At 70.0% G+C, this 20,295-nt stretch carries 18 protein-coding genes; 15 read left to right on the forward strand and 3 right to left on the reverse strand.

Annotation, left to right across the window (positions count from 1 at the left end; all coding sequences use genetic code 11):
- Positions 1–91 precede the first annotated feature (91 nt).
- The 10 genes from AC067Z_RS17210 to AC067Z_RS17255 all read left to right on the forward strand — a co-directional run bounded on the left by AC067Z_RS17210 (position 92) and on the right by AC067Z_RS17255 (position 11,215).
- Entirely contained in the window at positions 92–1,537 is a 1,446-nt protein-coding gene (locus AC067Z_RS17210) for a glyceraldehyde-3-phosphate dehydrogenase (RefSeq protein ID WP_478790343.1), read from the forward strand.
- Positions 1,538–1,718: 181 nt separating this feature from the next.
- Complete coding sequence (locus tag AC067Z_RS17215; RefSeq protein ID WP_478790344.1) at positions 1,719–2,285, forward strand: PadR family transcriptional regulator; 567 nt, start codon at positions 1,719–1,721, stop codon at positions 2,283–2,285.
- 68 nt (positions 2,286–2,353) lie between these two features.
- Complete coding sequence (locus tag AC067Z_RS17220) at positions 2,354–4,072, forward strand: acyl-CoA dehydrogenase family protein (RefSeq protein WP_478790345.1); 1,719 nt, start codon at positions 2,354–2,356, stop codon at positions 4,070–4,072.
- Between the two features lie 262 nt (positions 4,073–4,334).
- Entirely contained in the window at positions 4,335–5,252 is a 918-nt protein-coding gene (gene ltnD / locus AC067Z_RS17225; RefSeq protein ID WP_478790346.1) for an L-threonate dehydrogenase, read from the forward strand.
- 1 nt (position 5,253) lies between these two features.
- The gene (gene otnK / locus AC067Z_RS17230) at positions 5,254–6,534 is read left to right on the forward strand and encodes a 3-oxo-tetronate kinase (RefSeq protein ID WP_478790347.1); all 1,281 of its coding nucleotides are present in this window, start codon (positions 5,254–5,256) and stop codon (positions 6,532–6,534) included.
- Positions 6,531–7,205: a class II aldolase/adducin family protein gene (locus AC067Z_RS17235; protein ID WP_478790348.1), complete on the forward strand. Its 675-nt coding sequence runs from the start codon at positions 6,531–6,533 to the stop codon at positions 7,203–7,205. The genes otnK and AC067Z_RS17235 overlap by 4 nt, the downstream gene beginning before the upstream one ends.
- 51 nt (positions 7,206–7,256) lie before the next feature.
- Positions 7,257–8,564 carry an MFS transporter gene (locus AC067Z_RS17240; protein ID WP_478790349.1) on the forward strand — a complete coding sequence of 436 codons (1,308 nt, stop codon included), beginning with the start codon at positions 7,257–7,259 and terminating at the stop codon, positions 8,562–8,564.
- Positions 8,565–8,611: 47 nt separating this feature from the next.
- Positions 8,612–9,415 carry a 2-oxo-tetronate isomerase gene (gene otnI / locus AC067Z_RS17245; protein ID WP_478790350.1) on the forward strand — a complete coding sequence of 268 codons (804 nt, stop codon included), beginning with the start codon at positions 8,612–8,614 and terminating at the stop codon, positions 9,413–9,415.
- Positions 9,412–10,458, forward strand: coding sequence for a D-erythronate dehydrogenase (gene denD / locus AC067Z_RS17250; RefSeq protein WP_478790351.1), 1,047 nt, complete (start codon positions 9,412–9,414; stop codon positions 10,456–10,458). Before otnI ends, denD begins: the two co-directional genes overlap by 4 nt.
- Before the next feature lie 10 nt (positions 10,459–10,468).
- Positions 10,469–11,215 carry a FadR/GntR family transcriptional regulator gene (locus AC067Z_RS17255; RefSeq protein WP_478790352.1) on the forward strand — a complete coding sequence of 249 codons (747 nt, stop codon included), beginning with the start codon at positions 10,469–10,471 and terminating at the stop codon, positions 11,213–11,215.
- 122 nt (positions 11,216–11,337) lie between these two features.
- Here the strand turns inward: AC067Z_RS17255 and AC067Z_RS17260 are convergent, their stop codons facing one another.
- Positions 11,338–11,751, reverse strand: coding sequence for a DUF7144 family membrane protein (locus tag AC067Z_RS17260; RefSeq protein WP_478790353.1), 414 nt, complete (start codon positions 11,749–11,751; stop codon positions 11,338–11,340).
- A gap of 299 nt (positions 11,752–12,050) precedes the next feature.
- On the opposite strand from AC067Z_RS17260, the gene AC067Z_RS17265 reads away from it, so the two are divergent.
- Positions 12,051–13,406: a diacylglycerol/lipid kinase family protein gene (locus AC067Z_RS17265; protein WP_478790354.1), complete on the forward strand. Its 1,356-nt coding sequence runs from the start codon at positions 12,051–12,053 to the stop codon at positions 13,404–13,406.
- Positions 13,407–13,575: 169 nt separating this feature from the next.
- Complete coding sequence (locus AC067Z_RS17270; protein ID WP_478790355.1) at positions 13,576–14,793, forward strand: DUF4032 domain-containing protein; 1,218 nt, start codon at positions 13,576–13,578, stop codon at positions 14,791–14,793.
- Positions 14,794–14,843: 50 nt separating this feature from the next.
- Here the strand turns inward: AC067Z_RS17270 and AC067Z_RS17275 are convergent, their stop codons facing one another.
- Positions 14,844–15,761 carry an NUDIX hydrolase gene (locus tag AC067Z_RS17275; RefSeq protein ID WP_478790356.1) on the reverse strand — a complete coding sequence of 306 codons (918 nt, stop codon included), beginning with the start codon at positions 15,759–15,761 and terminating at the stop codon, positions 14,844–14,846.
- Positions 15,762–16,074: 313 nt separating this feature from the next.
- Here AC067Z_RS17275 and AC067Z_RS17280 point away from each other — a divergent pair, with 313 nt between their 5' ends.
- The 3 genes from AC067Z_RS17280 to AC067Z_RS17290 all read left to right on the forward strand — a co-directional run bounded on the left by AC067Z_RS17280 (position 16,075) and on the right by AC067Z_RS17290 (position 19,704).
- Positions 16,075–17,283, forward strand: a complete 1,209-nt coding sequence (locus AC067Z_RS17280) for a T4 RnlA family RNA ligase (protein WP_478790357.1) — start codon at positions 16,075–16,077, stop codon at positions 17,281–17,283.
- Between the two features lie 3 nt (positions 17,284–17,286).
- Positions 17,287–18,210: a phosphatase domain-containing protein gene (locus AC067Z_RS17285; protein WP_478790358.1), complete on the forward strand. Its 924-nt coding sequence runs from the start codon at positions 17,287–17,289 to the stop codon at positions 18,208–18,210.
- A gap of 162 nt (positions 18,211–18,372) precedes the next feature.
- A complete protein-coding gene (locus AC067Z_RS17290) occupies positions 18,373–19,704 on the forward strand; it encodes a S28 family serine protease (protein ID WP_478790359.1) in 1,332 nt (443 codons plus the stop codon).
- Here the strand turns inward: AC067Z_RS17290 and AC067Z_RS17295 are convergent.
- The gene (locus tag AC067Z_RS17295) at positions 19,682–20,290 is read right to left on the reverse strand and encodes a GNAT family N-acetyltransferase (protein ID WP_478790360.1); all 609 of its coding nucleotides are present in this window, start codon (positions 20,288–20,290) and stop codon (positions 19,682–19,684) included. The genes AC067Z_RS17290 and AC067Z_RS17295 overlap by 23 nt on opposite strands.
- Between the last annotated feature and the right edge of the window lie 5 nt (positions 20,291–20,295).

Here is a 20,295-nt window from a genome sequence, read left to right on the forward strand (position 1 = left end):
CCGGGCTGGGCCGGGCCCGGAGGTACCGGGTGAGTGAACAAAATATGGAGGGGTTAGCATATGAGCGCCGCCTAGCTCGAAAGATAAACCTGTGACTGTCAATGACGACTCGTTCACCAACTGGAAGAACCGCGAGGAGATCGCGGAGTCGATGATCCCGATCATCGGGAAGCTGCACCGGGAGCGGGACGTGACCGTCCTCCTTCACAGCCGCTCCTTGGTGAACAAGTCGGTGGTCAGCCTCCTCAAGACCCACCGATTCGCCCGGCAGATCGCCGGTGAGGAACTCTCCGTCACCGAGACGCTGCCGTTCCTGCGGGCTCTCACCACGCTGGATCTCGGCCCTTCCCAGATCGACATCGGCATGCTCGCCGCGACATACAAGGCCGACGACCGCGGTCTCTCGGTGGAGCAGTTCACCGCCGAGGCCGTCGCCGGCGCCACGGGTGCCGACAAGATCGAGCGCCGTGAGCCGCGCGACGTCGTCCTCTACGGGTTCGGCCGGATCGGCCGCCTCGTCGCCCGCCTGCTCATCGAGAAGGCCGGCTCCGGCAACGGCCTGCGGCTGCGCGCCATCGTCGTCCGTCAGGGCGGCGAGCAGGACATCGTCAAGCGCGCCTCGCTGCTGCGCCGCGACTCCATCCACGGCCAGTTCCAGGGCACGATCACCGTCGACGAGGCGAACAGCACGATCGTCGCCAACGGCAACGAGATCAAGGTGATCTACGCCGGCGACCCGTCGGAGGTCGACTACACGGCGTACGGCATCAAGAACGCCATCCTCATCGACAACACCGGCAAGTGGCGCGACCGCGAGGGCCTGTCGAAGCACCTGCGCCCCGGCATCGACAAGGTCGTCCTGACCGCGCCGGGCAAGGGTGACGTCCCCAACATCGTGCACGGCGTCAACCACGACACGATCAAGCCCGACGAGCAGATCCTGTCCTGTGCGTCCTGCACCACCAACGCGATCGTTCCGCCGCTGAAGGCGATGGCGGACGAGTACGGCGTGCTGCGCGGCCACGTGGAGACCGTCCACTCGTTCACCAACGACCAGAACCTGCTGGACAACTACCACAGCTCCGACCGACGCGGCCGCTCGGCGCCGCTCAACATGGTCATCACCGAGACGGGCGCCGCCTCCGCCGTAGCCAAGGCGCTGCCCGACCTCAAGGCGCCGATCACCGGCAGTTCGATCCGCGTCCCGGTGCCGGACGTCTCGATCGCGATCCTCAGCCTGAGGCTCGGGCGCGAGACCACCCGTGAGGAGGTCCTCGACTACCTCCGCAACGTGTCGTTGACCTCCCCGCTCAAGCGCCAGATCGACTTCACTACCGCCCCCGACGCGGTCTCGAGCGACTTCATCGGCTCGCGCCACGCGTCGATCGTCGACGCCGGCCCCACCAAGGTCGAGGGCGACAACGCCATCCTCTACCTGTGGTACGACAACGAGTTCGGCTACTCCTGCCAGGTCATCCGCGTCGTCCAGCACGTCTCCGGGGTGGAGTACCCGACCTACCCGGCCCCGGTGGTCTGACCCATTCCTGTTCGGGCCGTTCCGCTGCCGGTGGCAGCGGGACGGCCCGACGGCTTTTCGGCGGTGCACCGCTGCCGTGGCCGGTGTGGTCCCTTGCCTCCGGTCGCGCCCACGGGTGAGCCGTGTCTCACCGGGCCGCCGCCCCTTGTCTATGCAACGAGTTGCATAGAACGATCTGCGTATGGCGCTCGAACACGCGATCCTCGTCTCTCTGCTGGAGCAGCCGGGCTCCGGCTATGAGCTGGCCCGGAGGTTCGACCGGTCCATCGGATACTTCTGGACCGCCACGCATCAGCAGATCTACCGCGTTCTCAAACGCATGGAGAGCGACGGCCTGCTCGATCTCCGCGAGGTGCCGCAACAGGGCCGGCCGGACAAGAAGGAGTACTCCGTCGTCGGCCCCGGCCGCGCTGCCCTCTCCCAGTGGCTGCACGAGCCGATCGAACCCGAGAGCATCCGCCACGACCTCGCCGTGAAGATCCGCGGCGCGGCCTTCGACGACCCCGCCGCGCTGGTCCGTGAGGTCGAGCGGCATCGCCAGGTGCACGGCGACCGCCTCGCGCACTATCTCGCCGGAGAACGGCGTGACTTCACCGGCCCGGATGCCCCCGCACAGCTCGACGCCGGTCAGGAACTCCAGCATGTCGTGCTGCGCGGCGGCATCGCGTACGAGCGGATGACGATCGCCTGGCTCGACGACGTGCTCGCCACCCTCCACCGGCTCGGCGCGCCCCGTCCGCCTGCCTGAACCGCCTGCTCCCGCCCCACCGCACCTTCGCAACCGTCACCCTCCCAACCCTCGGAAGGCGAACCTCCATGGCCGACTCGTTGCTGTTCAATCCGCGCACCTATGACCCGTCGCACTTCGACCCCGAGACGCGCAGGCTCCTGCGCGCCACCGTCGACTGGTTCGAGGAGCGCGGCAAGCGCAGGCTGATCGAGGACTACCGCTCCCGTGCCTGGCTGGCGGACTTCCTCGCGTTCTCCGCCAAGGAAGGGCTGTTCGCCACCTTCCTCACTCCGTCGTCGGCCGCCGAACAGGAGGACCGGCGCTGGGACACCGCCCGGATCGCGGCGCTCAACGAGATCTTCGGGTTCTACGGCCTGGACTACTGGTACGCGTGGCAGGTGACCATCCTCGGTCTCGGCCCGGTCTGGCAGAGCGACAACGCCGCTGCCCGCAGCCGCGCGGCCGAACTCCTCTCCCAGGGCGAGGTGTTCGCCTTCGGCCTGTCCGAGAAGACCCACGGCGCCGACATCTACTCCACGGACATGCTGCTGGAGCCGGACGGCAACGGCGGTTTCCGGGCCAGTGGTTCCAAGTACTACATCGGCAACGGCAACGCCGCCGGACTCGTCTCCGTGTTCGGCCGCCGCACCGACATCGACGGCCCGGACGGTTACGTCTTCTTCGCCGCCGACAGCCGCCACCCGGCGTACCACCTCGTGAAGAACGTCGTCGACTCCTCCAAGTATGTCAGCGAATTCCGCCTCGACGCCTACCCGGTGGCTCCCGACGACGTCCTGCACACCGGCCGCGCCGCCTTCGACGCCGCCCTCAACACCGTCAACGTCGGCAAGTTCAACCTCTGCACGGCCTCCATCGGCATCTGCGAGCACGCGATGTACGAGGCCGTCACCCATGCGCACAACCGCATCCTCTACGGCCGCCCCGTCACCGCCTTCCCGCATGTGCGCCGCGAGTTGGCCGATGCGTACGTGCGACTCGTCGGGATGAAGCTGTTCAGCGACCGTGCCGTCGACTACTTCCGTTCCGCCGGCCCCGACGACCGCCGCTACCTGCTGTTCAACCCGATGACGAAGATGAAGGTGACCACGGAGGGCGAGAAGGTCATCGACCTCATGTGGGACGTCATCGCGGCCAAGGGCTTCGAGAAGGACACCTACTTCGCCCAGGCCGCCGTCGAGATCCGGGGGCTGCCCAAGCTCGAGGGCACGGTCCACGTGAACCTCGCGCTGATCCTCAAGTTCATGCGCAACCACCTGCTGGACCCGGCCGAGTACGCGCCCGTGCCGACCCGCCTCGACGCGGCCGACGACGCGTTCCTCTTCCGGCAGGGACCGGCCCGCGGCCTGGGCTCCGTGCGCTTCCACGACTGGCGCCCCGCCTACGACGCGTACGCGGAAGTGCCCAATGTCGCCCGGTTCCGGGAACAGGCCGACGCTCTGTGCGACTTCGTCGCCACCGCCGCTCCCGACGAGGAGCAGAGCCGCGACCTCGACTTCCTTCTCTCCGTCGGCCAGTTGTTCGCGCTGGTGGTGCACGGTCAGTTGATCCTGGAGCAGGCCCGTCTGACCGGTCTGGACGAGGACGTGCTCGACGAGCTGTTCTCCGTCCTCGTACGCGACTTCTCGGCGTACGCGGTCGAGCTGCACGGCAAGGACTCCGCCACCGAGGAGCAGCAGCGCTGGGCACTCGACGCGGTCCGGCGCCCCGTGGTCGACGAAGCGCGTGCCGCGCGCGTCTGGGAGCGTGTCGAGGCGCTGTCCGGGGCGTACGAGATGGCGCCGTAACGACGCCGCCCCCGGCGCCGCCGACACGTCGGAAACGGCGGCCCAGGGGAGCGATCCCCAACTGCCCAAGGCCCACCGCGCGTTGGATGCGCGGTGGGCCTTGCTGTGTCCACGGGATCTTCTGCACGAGGCCGCCTCCTGGTGAATGTGACGAGCAACACAGTGGTCGGCGACCCATTCCTCAGGTCATCATATGACCCGACCGCCGCACGGATCATGAGCCGGGCCACGCCCCGGACGGCACAGCGAGACGAGGATGGGCATGAACGAGCAGGACACGCCGGCACGACCACGCGTGGGCGTGGTGGGACTCGGGGCCATGGGTCTCGGCATGGCCCGCAGCCTGCGGAACGCGGGCCACGACGTGGGCGTCCACGATCTGCGGCCGGAGGTGGCCACCGACTTCGCCCGCGACGGTGGGACGGCGTTCGCCTCTCTCGGCGACCTCGCGGCCTCGGTGGACGTCCTGGTCGGCGTGGTGGTCAACGCGGCGCAGGTCGAGTCCGTGCTCTTCGGCGCCGACGGGGCGGCCGGACGGCTGCGCCCGGGCGCGGTCTTCGTGATGTGCTCCACGGCCGACCCCGGCTGGTCCGCCGAACTGGAGACGCGCCTGGCCGCGAAGGGCGTGCTCTACCTGGACGCCCCCATCTCCGGCGGCGCCGCGCGTGCCGCTTCCGGGGAACTCACGATGATGACGTCGGGCTCCGCCGCTGCGTACGCGGTCGCCGACCCGGTGCTCGAAGCCATGAGCAGCACCGTCTACCGTCTGGGAGACCGTGCCGGACTCGGTTCCAAGGTCAAGATCGTGAACCAGCTGCTCGCGGGCGTGCACATCGCCGCGGCAGCCGAGGCGATGGCGCTCGGTATCAAGGCCGGCGTCCCGGCCGAGGCGCTCTACGAGGTCATCACACACAGCGCCGGCAACTCATGGATGTTCGAGAACCGCATGGCGCACGTCCTCGCCGGTGACTACACCCCGCTGTCGGCGGTCGACATCTTCGTCAAGGACCTGGGCCTCGTGCTCGACTCCGCCCGTCCGGAGAAGTTCCCGCTCCCGCTCGCCGCCACCGCACACCAGATGTTCCTGCATGCATCGGCGTCGGGCCTGGGAGCCGAGGACGACAGCGCGGTCATCAAGATCTTCCCGGGCGTCGACCTGCCCGGACAGGCGGAGGTCTGACATGGGAATCCGACTCGGATGCATCGCCGACGACTTCACCGGAGCCACGGACCTGGCCAACAACCTGGTGCGCGCGGGCATGCGCGTGGTCCAGCTGATCGACGTGCCGTCGGCCGGCACCGACCTGCCGGCCGACACGGACGCCGTGGTCATCGCGCTCAAGTCGCGGACCACCCCGGCGGCCGACGCCGTCGACGCGTCGCTGCGGGCACTCGCCTGGCTACGGTCCGCGGGCGCCGAGCAGATCTACTTCAAGTACTGCTCCACCTTCGACTCGACGCCGGCCGGCAACATCGGCCCGGTCACCGAGGCCCTGATGGACGCCCTCGGCACCGAATTCTCCATCGCGACGCCCGCGTTCCCCGACAACGGACGCACGGTCTTCAAAGGCCACCTCTTCGTCGGCGACGTCCTGCTCAGCAACAGCGGCATGCGCCACCACCCGCTCACACCCATGACCGACTCCGACCTGGTCTCCGTCCTCGGCGCGCAGACCACCCGCACGGTCGGGCTCATCGACCACACCGTCGTGGCCGACGGCGCCGAGGCGATCCGGGCCCGCATCGAGAACCTGCGCAAGGAAGGCATCGGCATTGCCATCGTCGACGCCGTCTCCAACGACGACCTCGTGCGCCTCGGCACCGCGGTCCAGGGACTGCCCCTGGTGACCGCCGGCTCGGGCCTGGCGATCGGCCTGCCCCCGAACTGGGGCTTCGAGCCGTCCCGCGCAGCCGCGCAGCTGCCGCCGTCCGGCGGTCACTCGGCCGTCGTCTCCGGATCGGTCTCCGTCGCCACGAACCGCCAGGTCCTGGAGTTCCTGCGCAGTGGCCGGCCCGCGTTCAGCGTGGACCCGTTGCGCATCGCGGCCGGCGAGGACGTGGCCGGCCATGCCCTGGCCTTCGCCGAGTCGCACCTGGCCGACGGACCGGTCCTCGTCTACTCCACGGAAGCACCCGACACGGTCCGGAGCGTCCAGGGACGACTCGGTGCCGCCGAAGCCGGTGAGCTCGTGGAACAGACTCTGGCCCGCGTCGCACAAGGACTCGTGGAGCGCGGTGTCCGACGGCTCGTCGTCGCCGGCGGCGAGACCTCGGGAGCGGTCGTCCAGGCACTCGGCGTCACCGGACTCCGGATCGGACCGCAGATCGACCCCGGTGTGCCGTGGTGCGCGGCACTCCTGCCCGGCGGGGACACGCTGCACATCACCCTCAAGTCCGGCAACTTCGGCGGCCCCGACTTCTTCACCACGGCGTTCGACCTGCTGGAACGGGAGGCGTCGTGACCCGGCCCGAGGCCAGTGCCGTGGACGGGGCACGGGGGGAGATCGTCCGGATGGGCACGAGCCTGTTCGCCCGCGGCTATGTCCACGCCAGCGCCGGCAACATCAGCGCCAGGGTCGGCGACGGCCATCTCATCACGCCCACCGACGCCGTCCTGGGCTTCCTCGAACCCCACCGCCTCGCGCTCGTCGACGCCGGTGGCGAGCAGATCGCCGGCGACCGCGCCAGCAAGACCCTGACGCTCCACCGACGCATCTACGAGGCCGACCCGACGGCCCGCTTCGTCGTCCACACCCACTCCACGCACCTGGTCGCGCTCACCCTGGCCGGAGTGTGGAGCCGGGACGACGTGCTCCCGCCCCTGACGCCCTACTACGTGATGAAGGTCGGGCACGTCCCGCTCATTCCCTACCACCGGCCCGGCGACCCGCGCGTGGCCGACCTGGTGACCACCCGGATCGCCGCCGGTGCAGCGAGCCGCACGCCGATCAGGGCCGTCCTGCTCGACCGGCTGGGCCCCGTGGTCTGGGGCCCCGACGCGGCCACCGCCCTCGCCGTCCTCGAAGAACTCGAGGAGACGGCACGTCTGTGGCTCCTGACCGAACGTCGCCCCGAGCCGCTCCCCGCCCATGCCGTCGACGAACTCGGGTCCGTGTTCGGCGCCGCTTGGTAATCGTCCCGTTCCCTGTCAGAGAATCCCCTGAGCCGCAAGAAGGATTCCCTCATGTCCCTCCCCGTATCAACGGCCGAGGCTCCCGACCTCGCCCGCGAGAACGCCGTCTTCCGCAAGGTCGTGCGACGCATCGTTCCCTTCCTCATCCTCTGTTACGTCTTCTCCTACCTGGACCGGGTCAACGTCGGCTTCGCGAAGCTGCAGATGTCCGACGATCTCGGGCTCAGCGAGGCGGCGTACGGCCTCGGTGCCGGCCTGTTCTTCATCGGCTACTTCCTCTTCGAGGTCCCCTCGAACCTGATGCTGCAACGCATCGGCGCCCGCACCTGGATCGCCCGGATCATGATCACCTGGGGACTGGTCTCGGCGTCGTTCATGTTCGTCACCAATGAGGCGACGTTCTATGTGCTCAGGTTCCTCCTGGGTGCCGCGGAGGCCGGGTTCTACCCGGGCGTGATCCTGTACTGCACCTACTGGTTCCCCTCGCACCGCCGTGCCCGGGTGATCGCGATGTTCATGTCGGCCATCCCGGTCGCCGGTATCTTCGGCAACCCGCTCTCCGGCTGGATCATGGACCGGTTCCAGGGCGTGAACGGCTGGCAGGGCTGGCAGTGGATGTTCCTGCTCGAGGCGATTCCCGCCCTCGCCATCGGTGTCGCCACGCTGTTCTACCTCGACAACGGCGTGCGCAGCGCGAAGTGGCTCACCGACGAGGAGAAGGCCGTCGTCGAACGGGCGATCGCCGAAGACGCTGCGCACCAGACGGTGCACGGCCGGGTCTGGGACGCCTTCCGCGACCCCAAGGTGTGGCTGATGTGCCTCATCTACTTCTGCTTCGTGATGGGCCAGTACGCGCTGACCTTCTGGATGCCCACGTTCGTCGAGTCCACCGGGATCGAGGGCAACCTCGCGATCGGCGTGCTCAGCGCCGTGCCGTTCCTGGTCGCACTGGTCGCGATGAACCTGTTCGGCCGCTCCGCCGACAAGCGCCGCGAGCGCCGCTGGCACCTGGTCGTCCCGAGCCTCATGGGCGCCGTCGGATTCTCGCTCGCCGCCGTCTCCACCGGGTCGACCGTGCTGTCCCTCGCTGCGCTGTCCTTCGCCGCGGCCGGTGTGCTGACCTGCGCACCGCTGTTCTGGTCGCTCCCCACTGCGTTCCTCGGCGGCGCCGCCGCCGCGGCCGGCCTCGCAGCGATCAACTCGATCGGCAACCTCGCCGGCTTCGTCAGCCCCTACATGATCGGCGCGCTCAAGGACGCCACCGGCTCTACGTCGATCCCGATGTACGTCCTGGCGCTCAGCCTGATCGTCGGCGCCGCCGCGGTGCTCACCACCAAGAAGCAGGTCGTCAACCGCTGACCGGACCCGGCACCGCCTCCGGTGCCGGTCCGCACACAGGAGCAAACATGCCGAGGTTCGCCGCGAACCTGTCCATGATGTACACCGAGCACGACTTCCTCGACCGCTTCGCCGCCGCGGCGGCGGACGGCTTCCAGGCCGTCGAGTACCTCTTCCCCTACGCGTACGACGCCACCGAGCTGCGCCGCCGGCTCGACGACCACGGCCTGCAGCAGGTGCTCTTCAACGCACCTCCCGGCGCGTGGGAGTCCGGCGAGCGCGGCATCGCCGCACTGCCCGGACGCGAGGCGGAGGTGCAGTCCGGCATCGGTCGGGCCCTCGAGTACGCCGCGGCGCTCGGCTGCCCCCGGGTGCATGTGATGGCCGGACTGGTGCCGCCGGACGCGACACCGGCAAAGACGGCCGAACACCGCGACACCTACCTGGCCAACCTCGCCCGGGCCGCGGAGCGAGCCGCCGCGATGGGCGTCGACATCCTGGTCGAGCCGATCAACGGCCGCGACATGCCGGGCTACTTCCTGCGCAGGCAGGCCGAGGCCCACGCCGTGGTGCAGGAAGTGGGCGCCGCGAATCTCAAGGTGCAGCTCGACCTCTACCACTGCCAGATCGTCGAGGGCGACCTCACCACGACCCTGCGCCGCGACCTGCCGACCGGCCGCGTCGGCCATCTGCAGATCGCGGGCGTGCCCGACCGCCACGAGCCCGACCGGGGCGAACTCGACACCCGCCACGTGTTCGACGTCATCGACGACCTGGGCTTCGAGGGATGGATCGGCTGCGAGTACCACCCCCGGGCCGGCACGAGCGAGGGTCTCGGCTGGCTCGACAACTACCGAGGAGACAACGCATGAGGATCGTCATCACGGGTGGCTTCGGCTTCCTGGGGCGGCAGGTGGCCGACACGCTGCTCACGACACGGACGTTCCGTGGCGCACCGATCGACCGGCTGGTCCTCGCCGACCGCTATGTGCAGGCCGATGCGAAGGCGGCGACCGACCCGCTGGTGGACATCGTGCAGGGCGACCTGGCCGACAGCCTCGACGAGGTGTTCGCGGAGCCGGTGGACGTGCTGATCCACCTCGCCTCCGCGGTCTCGGCCGAGTGCGAGGCCGACTTCGACCTCGGCATGAGCGCCAACGTGGACACGACCCGCGCGCTGCTCGAAGCGGCTCGGACGCAGTCGGCCGGCGGCGGGCCGACGCCGCGGGTGGTGTTCTCCAGCAGCGTCGCCGTCTACGGATCCGACCCCGCGCTGCCGCTGCCCCAGGTGGTCGCCGAGTCGACCCTGCCCACGCCGCGGTCGAGCTACGGAACCCAGAAGCTCGTCTGCGAACAGCTCGTCGCGGACTACACCCGCCGCGGCTTCGTCGACGGACGCGTCGCGCGCCTGATGACCGTGTCGGTGCGGCCGGGCAAGCCGAACGCCGCCGCCTCCGGCTTCCTGTCAGGCATCGTGCGCGAGCCGCTCGCCGGCCTCCCGGCAACTTGCCCGGTGCGTCCCGACCTGCGGGTGGCACTCGCCTCGCCGCGTCGCACGGTCGAGGGGATCCTCCGCATCGCCGAGGCAGAGCGCGGCGACGGGCCGGGCATGCTCGACGGCAGGCTGCCCGTCAACCTTCCGGCGCTCACGGTCACGGTCGCCGAGATGCTGGCCACGCTGCGCCAGGTGGCAGGCGATGCCGTGGCCGGCCTGGTGACGATCGCGCCCGACCCCGACGTCGAGGCCATCGTGGGCTCGTGGCCCGCGGTCTTCGACAACGCGCGCGCCACCGCCCTCGGACTGGAGCCCGACCCGAGCTTCGCCTCGGTCGTGCGGGACTACCTCGACGACCATCCCGAAGCAGTCGTGGACGGTGCGCTCCTCGCCCCCGGGGCGAGCGGGCCGCGCCGATAGACTGACGAGCATGTTTTCCAAGGTGAGCGGTCCTGTCCGGCTCGCGGATCAGGTCGCCGCGATCCTCGCGGAGGAGATCGAGTCCGGGCGGCTGGCCGAGGGCGACAAGCTGCCGACCGAAGTGGAGCTGGTCAAGCAGCTGGGCGTCAGTCGCACGGTCGTGCGCGAGGCCGTGTCGAGGCTCCGCAACGCGGGCCTGGTCGAACCGCGTCAGGGGCGTGGCGTGTTCGTCATGCCTCGGCGCACCCGGCCGCTCGACCTGGAGGCCGCCGACACCAGGGCCAAGGTCCTGCAGATCGTGGAGGTACGCCGCGCCATGGAGGGCGAGGCCGCTCACCTCGCAGCCGCCCGCGCCACACCGGCCGCCATCGACCGGATGCGTCAGGCCCTGGCCGCGATCGACTCGGCGGTCGCGGCCGGCGGTGACGGCACGGACGAGGATCTCGCCTTCCACCGGTCCATCGCGGAGTCGACCGGTAACTCGGTGATGGTCTCGACGGTGCGCTACCTCGGCGAGGTGCTGCGCAGCGGCATCCGTGTCACGCGTGCGAACGAGGCGCGGCGGGGCGACTTCTTCGAAGCGGTCCGGCAGGAGCACCACGCCATCCTGGCCGCCATCGAGGCCGGTGACGCCGAGGGGGCGCGCACTGCCGCGCGCCGCCATCTGAAGCACGCCGCCTCGCGCCTCCAGGACGCGGACGACGGGTTCTGGACCGAGGCCGAGGACCTCGAGGTGGATCTCGACGCCGCTCCCTGACACGCGGAGCCAGGGCGCACACAGGCCATGAGAGCCCCCGCAACGGCACCCGCGCGCGGGTGCCGTTGCGGGGGCTTCGCCTCGTGCCCCGACAGCCCGCCGCCTGCGGCGTGTCAGGTGCGTCAGGCGGTGGCTGAGGGACGGTCCGAGCACAGGGCCCAGATGATGAACACGTCGATGGCGATGGAGACCAACGCCCATACGGGCACGTACGGCAGCCACATGAAGTTGAGGATGAGGCTGAGCGCGGCCAGGCCCACGCCCAGCCCACGGGCCCAGCCCATTTCCTTGAGGATCCCTGCACCGGTGATCACGAGGATCACGCCGAGAACCAGCAGGATCCAGCCCCAGGCGGTCACATCGAACTTGAAGATGTAGTCCCCGACACGGGCGTAGACGTCGTCCTTCGCGATTCCCGAGATGCCCTTGAAGATGCTGATCACACCGTCGATGAGCAGCAGAATTCCGGCGAACATGGTGCCGCCCGCCGCCCATGGATTGCGGTGGGCGGTGGTGTGCGAGGTGGTCTGGGCCATCAGTGGCCTCCTTCGGCTTCGGAGGCTCCGTCGAGAGCATCCGTCGGACAGGGCGATCGTGCGCCGTTCGGGTGCGGGAGACCACGCGAGTGGGCCGATCGGGTGAATCGCGCTGTGTTGTCGTGCGGGCGCTCTTCGTGATGCCGTGGACCTGGCCGCAGCGCGGGCCCCGCTGCGACGTCGCCGTGGCGACGTGCGGCGAAGGGGTGTGGTCCGGGGCTGCCGGAAGGGGCGCTTCCAAGGCCGGGTGCCACGACGAGAGGACAATGGGCCTCGGGGGCGAACCTCCGGGAGGTGGCATGGCAGGGGACTCTCACGGTCGTTCCGCCGGCCGCAAGCGCTGGTACGCCCGGCTCGCCCTGCTGTCCGGCGCCGCCGCCCTGGTGCTGCTGGTCGTTTTCGCGGGCCTGAAGAGTCTTGTGCTGCTGGGGGTGGCCGCAGCCGGAATCGGCCTGGCGGCAGCGGCGCTCTGGTGGTTCCTCACCCGACGCGGTGTTCTGCGGATGCTCGCAGGCCTGCTGCTCGCAGCCGTGCCGGCGGTGGTCATCGCTGTCCTTCTGAGCGCGGGCCTGCTGTGGGTGGCGTTCACCTGCGTCGCACTGTGGGCAGTGGCCGGGAGCGCCGGGAAAGCGGCGCTCGCCGACGACACAGGAACCACCGAGCCCGAGAGCGTGGGCGCAGCGCCCGTACACCGCCCCTTCTTCGTCATGAATCCGCGATCCGGAGGCGGCAAGGTGGGGCGCTTCCGGCTCAAGGAGGAGGCGGAGGCCCTGGGCGCGGAGGTGCTCCTCCTCGACCCCGACCGACCCGTGGATGTGACGGAAGTGGCGCGGCAGGCCGTGATCGGCGGTGCCGATCTGCTGGGGGTCGCCGGAGGGGACGGCACGCAGGCCCTTGTCGCCGCGGTCGCCGCGCACCACGACGTGCCGTTCACGGTCATCCCGGCCGGTACCCGCAACCACTTCGCCCTCGACCTCGGCCTGGACCGTGACAACCCCGCCGCAGGTCTGGGGGCGCTTACGGACGGCGTGGAGCTGCGTGTCGATCTCGGCTTCGTCGGGGAGCGGGTGTTCGTCAACAACGCGTCGTTCGGGACCTACGCGACAGTGGTGCAGAGCCCCGCGTACAGGGACGACAAGATCCGCACCATCCTGGCCACACTGCCGGACCTGCTCACCCGTCACACCGGGCCTCGTCTGCTGGCACACGCCGGCGCCACCACGATCGACGGCCCGCAGGCACTGCTGGTCAGCAACAATCCCTACCGTACGGACGACCTGGCAGGCCTCGGTCGCCGGGATCGTCTCGACACCGGCCTGCTGGGCGTGCTGGGCATCAGTGTCGACAACGCCGCCCAGGCCGCGGCCCTGGTCGGCGGCAGCCGGGCGCAGGGTCTGACCTCTCTCGCCGCCCGCGACGTCGTCATCGACGCGGACACGCCCACCGTCGAGGTCGGCATCGACGGCGAGGCGCTGACGGTGCCCGTCCCCGTCCACTGCCGCGTCGCGCCGGGAGCGCTGCGCGTCCGGGTACCGCGCGACCGGCCGGGAACCGCGCCCGCCGAACGGCCGGTGGACTGGCGCAAGGTCCGGCAACTGGCGCTGACGATGGGCCGCACCGCCGCAGGGCGTCCTCCCACCCCCGCCTCACGGTGAGCGACCCGGGCCGGGACGATCCGGCTCCCCGACCTGGATCACGCGAGGGAGCGGGGGCTACGCTGGCCGCGGACGGACGGCGTACCACCGCACGCGTCACGAGCATGTGCGGCCGCACGTCGTCCGCGTCTTCCCGGACCCGTCGCGCGCCACAGGAGCCGGACCGCAAATGGCCTTGCAGATCAGCGCCACGAACCCGGAACACCCCGCCCTGCTCCTCGAACTGCCCTGGCACACCCCCGTGGAGGCGTGGCCCGACACCGTGCTCGTGCCCTTGCCACGCGGTATCTCCCGGCACGTCGTGCGCCACGCCCGCGCGGGCGACGAGGTCGTCGTCGTGAAGGAGATCGCCGAGCGGCCCGCGCTGCGCGAGTACGAACTGCTGCGCACACTCGACCGGGTGGGGATCCCCGCCGTCGATCCGCTCGCGGTCGTCACCGGCCGCACGGCGGCGAACGGCACACCGCTCGAACCCGTCCTCATCACCCGCCACCTGGACGGTTCACTTCCCTACCGGTCCATGTTCGAGACGACCGTCCGGCCGGGCACCGTGCACCGGCTGATGGACGCGCTCGCCGTGCTCCTCGTGCGACTTCACCTCGCGGGGTTCGCGTGGGGCGACTGTTCCCTGTCCAACACCCTGTTCCGGCGGGACGCGGGAGCGTACGCGGCCTATCTGGTGGATGCCGAGACCGGCGAACTGCACCCACGCCTGAGTGACGGGCAGCGGGCGTACGACATCGATCTCACGCGGGTCAACATCAGCGGCGAAATGCTCGACCTGGAGGCCGCCGGCGCGCTGCATCCGGCCATCGACCCGGTCGCGTTCGGCACCGAGATCGGACAGCGCTACGACACCCTGTGGTCGGAACTGACCCGCACCTCCGTCTACCCGGTCGGCAAATACCACTACATGGAGCGCCGCATCCGGCGCCTCAACGACCTCGGCTTCGACGTCGCGGAGATGCAGATCGAGCACGCGGACCACGGCGACACCGTCACGTTCGTCCCCAAGGTCGTCGACGCCGGCCACCACCAGCGCCAACTCCTGCGGCTGACCGGCCTGGACACCGAGGAGAACCAGGCGAGACGGCTCCTGAACGACCTGGAGAGCTGGATGGCCACGCAGGAGGACCACGCCCCCGGCGATCCGCTCGGCACCCGCACCGAGGTCCTTGCGCACCGCTGGGTCCGCGAGGTCTTCCGCCCGGCGGTGCGCGCGGTGCGCGACCGTGTGACACCGCGCATGGACCCGGCGGAGCTGTACCACGAACTCCTCGAACACCGCTGGTACTTGTCCGAGCGCGCCCAGCGCGAGATCGGCCTCGACGAGGCCGCGGACGACTACGTCACGAACATCGCCAACCGCTCCCGCACCGGCCCCTGACATCCGGCCGGGGACGGCGAACCCCGAGGGCGGGTGCGCGTGCGTGGAGCTCAGGTCCAGCCCAGCTCCGTGTACCGGCGCCCCTGCCTGATGCCGTCGATCGCGCTCCGGGTGTAGGGCACCATGCGCTCCGGGAGTTCGTCCACGCCCCACCATGCCCAGACGGTGCACTTGTCGGGCTCCAGCACCCGCGGTCGACCGGTCCACCGTGCGGCTTCGAAGAACAGCTGGATACGGGGGACGGCGCCGTCGGAGTCGAGCAGGTGCACGGTATGAACGAGCGCGAGATCCTCCTCGGCGATGACGAGACCGGCTCCCTCGCGGGCCTCGCGCACCACGCAGGCCCGCACCGATTCGCGTTCGACGTGTCCGGCGAGCGCATGCCACTCCTCGGCGGCGAACGAGACCCCGGGGCTGCGCAGGCCCAGGAGGGTCTTTCCGTCGCGCTCGAGGTAGAGATGGGCGCCGATCATGTTCCCGACCGCTCCCACCCCGCCGCGAGCGGGCCCGGACGGCTGGTCGGGGACGGGCGCCGTGCCTGTTCCGGCATGTTCGGCGTGGTGGGCGAGAATTGCCTCGTACGCCCATGGACACATGGTCAGGTGCTCCATCACGGCCACGGTGAACCAGCGGAACATGATCCCCTCGGTGACCGGCAGGCTGTCGGCGTCGCCGTCCCACCGTCCCGCGTAGACGCGGATGCTGCCTTCCGCTCCGTGCGGGCCGCTGGTGCGGGCGGTCATGCAGGGCGCGAGGCCGGGGACGACCAACCCTGTCTCCTCGAGTATCTCGCGCGCGATCGCCTCGTCGAGTGTCTCCTCGCCCTCGGGGCCGCCTCCCACCAGGGACCATGTGCCGGGGTCGCAGATGGGTTTGTTGGCGTCGCGCAGGTGCAGCAGATACTCGCCGCGGCTGTTGACGAGCAGGGCTGCCGTGCTGGTCGGCTCGGGGGAGTGGTGGGTGTTCACGGAGTCACCGCCTGGGTGAGAGGGGCCGGTTGGTGTCGCTGGGCATCTGCCACAGTGTGCGGAGAGCGCCGTGGTGAGCGGTACAGGTGACCGGAAGTCGTCCATCGTGTCCAGGCAGCACATGGAACGGCGGCGAGCGGTCTCCACCCGCACAGACGTGAGGCGGCGACATCGCCGCCGACATCGGGCGGCGTCCGGCGCTGCGAGCGGCTTCCCGCTGTGACCTGCGCCTCCTGCTGTCGGCGCCGTTCTTAATCGCTGTCGTTCGGGGTTTCCGGCGGGCGAGAATGCAGCATCTCGAACGGAGGAACCCATGAGCCGGGCCCACCTGACTCTTCATGAACTGCTGCCGCCCACGGAGCTGGCGACGGCCATCGAGGCCGGACACGTCACCCGCAAGGCGCACCCCGAACTTCCGCTGTCCCTCTACACGTACACACGGGCTTGCCAGTACGAGCGGATCTGGAACCGCGTCACGACGCGCTGCCGTGGTCTCGTTGCGGACGACGTCACCGGCGAGGTCGTCGCGTTGCCTCTGCCGAAGTTCTTCAACGTCGGTGAGCACGAGACGGGTCAGCCGTACGCCCCTGCCCTGCCGGACGAACCGTTCGAGGTGTACGACAAGGTCGACGGCAGCCTCGCGGTGGTCTTCCACTACGCCGGCCGGTGGCAGGTCGCGTCCAAGGGGTCGTTCACCAGCACGCAGGCCACCTGGGCGCAGCGCCGGCTCGACGGGAAGGACACCTCGGCCCTGACGTCTGGTGTGACCTACCTCGCGGAGATCCTCTACCCGCAGAACCGGATCGTCGTCGACTACGGCGACCGCCGGGACCTGGTGCTGCTCGCCGCCATCGCAAAGGACGGCACGGAGATACCGGTGGCCGACGCCGCTTCCGCGTGGGAGCCGGTCGGCTCCGTCGTCACGGTCCGGCCCGCCATGCCGCTCGCGGAACTGGTGGCCCTGACCGAGTCGAACAGGCTTCCCGGAGGCGGGAGCGCCACCGGGACCGACGCCGAGGGCTTCGTACTGCGTTTCGCGTCCGGGCTGCGGGCGAAGGCCAAACTGGCCGAGTACGTACGGCTGCACAAGGTACTGACGGGCGTCACCGAGCGGGACATCTGGCGCAGCCACGGCATCCAGCGCTTCGCGGGCCTGCCCGCCAAGCAGGTCGCCCAGGCGCTGGGCTGCTCGCCGGCGGACGTCACCGCGTCGGGCGGCAGGCCGCTGGACGCCCTGCTGGAGCAGGTGCCCGACGAGTTCGACACCTGGGTGCGCGAGGTGATCGCGCGGATCGAGCAGGAGGTCGCGGACCGGGAGCACGCCATCGACGAGGCGTTCCGCTCGCTCACCCATCTCGCCGACGACCGTGGGGCGTTCGCGCGCGCTGTCACAACCCTGCCCGACGCCGCCGTCCGCCCCGCGATGTTCCTGCGCCTGGACGGGCGTACCACGCGGTTCGCGACGTACCGGTCCGTGCGGCCGCAGGCGTCGGACCCGTTCAAGAACGACGAGGAGAACTGACCAGTGCCCGTAGTACATGTGATGACGGGGCTTCCCGCGTCGGGGAAGACGACCGCGGCGCGCAGACTGCAGGCGGAGTCCGACGGGCGGATGCGCCGGGTCAACCTCGACGACCTGCGCGTCATGCTCGACATCCCGGCGCCCGGGCGCGGCCGGTCGCACGCGCACGAGCAGACCGTGCTGGCGATCCAGGACGCGGCGGTACGGGCCGCCGTCGACGACGGCTTCGACGTCGTCGTCGACAACACCCACCTGACGCCCCACATCCCGCGGAGGCTGAAGGCGGCCGTGGCCGGCTCGGCCGCGTTCGTCGTGCACGACTTCACCGACGTTCCGGTGGAGGAGTGCATACGGCGTGACGGCGGACGGGAGAGGCAGGTCGGCGAGGAGATCATCCGGTTGCTGGCCGACAAGCACACGCAGGTCAGAAGGGGTGGCTGGCAGCTCACCGGCGAGTGGCTCAACGACAGGCCGGCCGAGATGCCCGTGGCTCCCTACGTCGCGGACCCGGCGCTGCCCTCGGCGGTGATGTGCGACATCGACGGCACCCTCGCCCTCAGAGGGGACCGGGGTCCGTACGACTTCACCCGCTGCGGCGAGGATCTGCTCAACGTCTCGGTGCGCCACGCGCTCGACTCGTTCCGGCGCGCGGACGACGACGTGATCGTGCTGCTGTCGGGACGGGGCGAGGAGCACCGGGTCAGGACCGAGGAATGGCTGCGGCGCCACGAGGTGCCGTACGACGAGCTCTGGATGCGGGCCGCCGGCGACGGCAGGCGGGACGATGTCGTGAAGGCCGAACTCTTCGACCGGCACGTCCGCCACCGCTTCGCGGTCCGGGTCTCCCTGGACGACCGCGACCGTGTCGTCGCCGTCTGGCGCCGCATGGGTCTGCCCACGTGGCAGGTCAACTACGGCGCCTTCTGAGCGGATTCGCGGGGGTGTGCGTCCACGGCCGCGAATTCGGGCGCACACCGAAGCGACGAACAGGCTTCGGCTGAAGAGTGGTTCGAGGTGATCACACGGGGACGGAAAGCGCATACCATGCCGCTGGCCATGTGACGCATCATCTCGACCAAGGGGTTCAGTGTGCGCAAAAACGTCCTGCCTTCCCTGCTCTGTGCCGGCCTCATAGCCACCGGTCTGCTGGCCGGTTCACCGGCGGCGGCCGCGGAGTCGCCCCGCGCGGACGACTCCGCGTCCGCGGCCGACATAGGCGAAAAGCTGGAGCGGATCCCCGGACTGACGATCGTCTCGGTGGCCGACAAGGGCGGATTCCCCTTCTACACCCTGACGCTGACCCAGCCCGTCGACCATCGCGACCCCGACCGCGGCACCTTCGAGCAGAGATTCACGCTCTGGCACAAGGCCGAGACCGCGCCGACGGTCCACTACACCGGTGGGTACGGGCTCTCCTCCAGTACTCGCGAGATCACCACCCTCCTCGGGGCCAACCAGGTCAGCGTGGAGCACCGTTACTTCAACACCTCCCGCCCCGACCGGGTCGACTGGGACGACCTGAACGTCTGGCAGCAGGCGAGCGACGAGCACGCGATCGTCGAGGCCCTCAAGACCGTCTACCGGGCCAAGTGGCTGGGGACCGGGGCCAGCAAGGGCGGAATGACGCAGGTCTACCACGAGCGCTACTACCCAGAGGACCTCGACGCCGTGGTGGCGTACGTCGCCCCGAACGACGCCGACAACCGGGACGACAGCGTCTACGAGCGGTTCTTCAGGACGGTCGGCACGGCCGAGTGCCGGGCCGCGCTGGACGCCGTGCAGCGCGAGATGCTGGTACGGCGAGACGCGATGCTGCCGCGCTTCGAGGCCACCTCCGAGGAACAGGGGCTCACGTTCGCCTACCTCGGCTCGACCGACCGGGCCTTCGAGTTCTCGGTGCTCGACCAGGTCTGGAACTTCTGGCAGAGCGGTACCTACACCGACTGCCCGGCCGTTCCCGACGCGAAGAAGGCCACGGACGACGAGCTGTACACGTGGTCGCTGGGACACGGTCTGAGCATCTACTCCGACCAGGGGCAGGGCGCGGAGGGCAGCGGACCGTACTACCGGCAGGCGGCGGCCCAACTGGGCTGGGCCGACCTGAAGTTCAAGCATCTGCGTGACGTCCGCAACCACCCGGACATCTACCAGCCCAACTCGGTGCTGCCTGCCGATATGCGCACCTCGTACAACGGCCGCACCATGAAGGACGTCGACCGCTGGGTGTCCACCCGGGGCGAGCAGATGATGTTCGTGTACGGGCAGAACGACCCGTGGAGTGCCGAGCGGTTCAAGCCGAGCAAGCGCGACTCTCACCTCTATGTGGCACCGAACACCAACCACGGCGCGCTCATCTCCAAGCTGACGCCCGAGGCGCGGGCGGAGGCCGAGGCCACGGTCAAGCGGTGGGCGGGCCAGTAGGACTCCCCGCTCCGGGTGCCGGACCGGTCCCCACCGGCCCGGCACCCGCCCTTTGCGCAGCCCGGACCCGGTCGGGCGGCCCGCTTCCGTCCCCGGCCTGCGGTTCGTCCAGGTTCCGCACGAACCGCAGGCCGGGGCGGCCGTCCAGCCGGATGTCGCCGGTGGGCGTGAATCCCGTACGGGCGAGCACCGTTCGCGAGCCGGTGTTGTCGAGTGTCGTGACCGCCCGCAGGGTGGTCAGGCCGTACTCGGTGCCGGCCAGGGCGCACGCCTCGCGAACGGCGGACGTGGCCAGTCCCCGGCCCGCGGCGTGCTCGGCGATCCGGTATCCGAGTTCGGCCGAACCGTTCGCGACATCCACCAGGTTGACCCGCCCGAGCACCTCGCCCTCGCCGTCCACCAGCAGATGGAAGAAGCACAGCCCCGCGGCCTGTTCGGCCAGCCGGTCGTGGTGGCGTGCGTCGAAGTGGGCGAAGTACTGGTCGCCGCGGTCGGGAATGGATGCGGCGAAATAGGCCCGGTTCTCCTGCTCGAACCGGAGAAGCGCCGGGGCGTGGTCGAGGCGCAGTCGTTGGAGACGGAGCATGCCGC

Source organism: Streptomyces sp. NPDC043812 (assembly GCF_056436245.1).

Excerpts from the sequence above, each read along its gene's own strand:
- AC067Z_RS17215 (WP_478790344.1), top strand. The coding sequence starts at position 1,719 with ATGGCGCTCGAACACGCGATCCTCGTCTCTCTGCTGGAGCAGCCGGGC.
- AC067Z_RS17220 (WP_478790345.1), top strand. The coding sequence starts at position 2,354 with ATGGCCGACTCGTTGCTGTTCAATCCGCGCACCTATGACCCGTCGCAC.
- ltnD (WP_478790346.1), top strand. The coding sequence starts at position 4,335 with ATGAACGAGCAGGACACGCCGGCACGACCACGCGTGGGCGTGGTGGGA.
- otnK (WP_478790347.1), top strand. The coding sequence starts at position 5,254 with ATGGGAATCCGACTCGGATGCATCGCCGACGACTTCACCGGAGCCACG.
- AC067Z_RS17240 (WP_478790349.1), top strand. The coding sequence starts at position 7,257 with ATGTCCCTCCCCGTATCAACGGCCGAGGCTCCCGACCTCGCCCGCGAG.
- otnI (WP_478790350.1), top strand. The coding sequence starts at position 8,612 with ATGCCGAGGTTCGCCGCGAACCTGTCCATGATGTACACCGAGCACGAC.
- denD (WP_478790351.1), top strand. The coding sequence starts at position 9,412 with ATGAGGATCGTCATCACGGGTGGCTTCGGCTTCCTGGGGCGGCAGGTG.
- AC067Z_RS17255 (WP_478790352.1), top strand. The coding sequence starts at position 10,469 with ATGTTTTCCAAGGTGAGCGGTCCTGTCCGGCTCGCGGATCAGGTCGCC.
- AC067Z_RS17260 (WP_478790353.1), bottom strand. The coding sequence starts at position 11,751 with ATGGCCCAGACCACCTCGCACACCACCGCCCACCGCAATCCATGGGCG.
- AC067Z_RS17265 (WP_478790354.1), top strand. The coding sequence starts at position 12,051 with ATGGCAGGGGACTCTCACGGTCGTTCCGCCGGCCGCAAGCGCTGGTAC.
- AC067Z_RS17270 (WP_478790355.1), top strand. The coding sequence starts at position 13,576 with ATGGCCTTGCAGATCAGCGCCACGAACCCGGAACACCCCGCCCTGCTC.
- AC067Z_RS17280 (WP_478790357.1), top strand. The coding sequence starts at position 16,075 with ATGAGCCGGGCCCACCTGACTCTTCATGAACTGCTGCCGCCCACGGAG.
- AC067Z_RS17295 (WP_478790360.1), bottom strand. The coding sequence starts at position 20,290 with ATGCTCCGTCTCCAACGACTGCGCCTCGACCACGCCCCGGCGCTTCTC.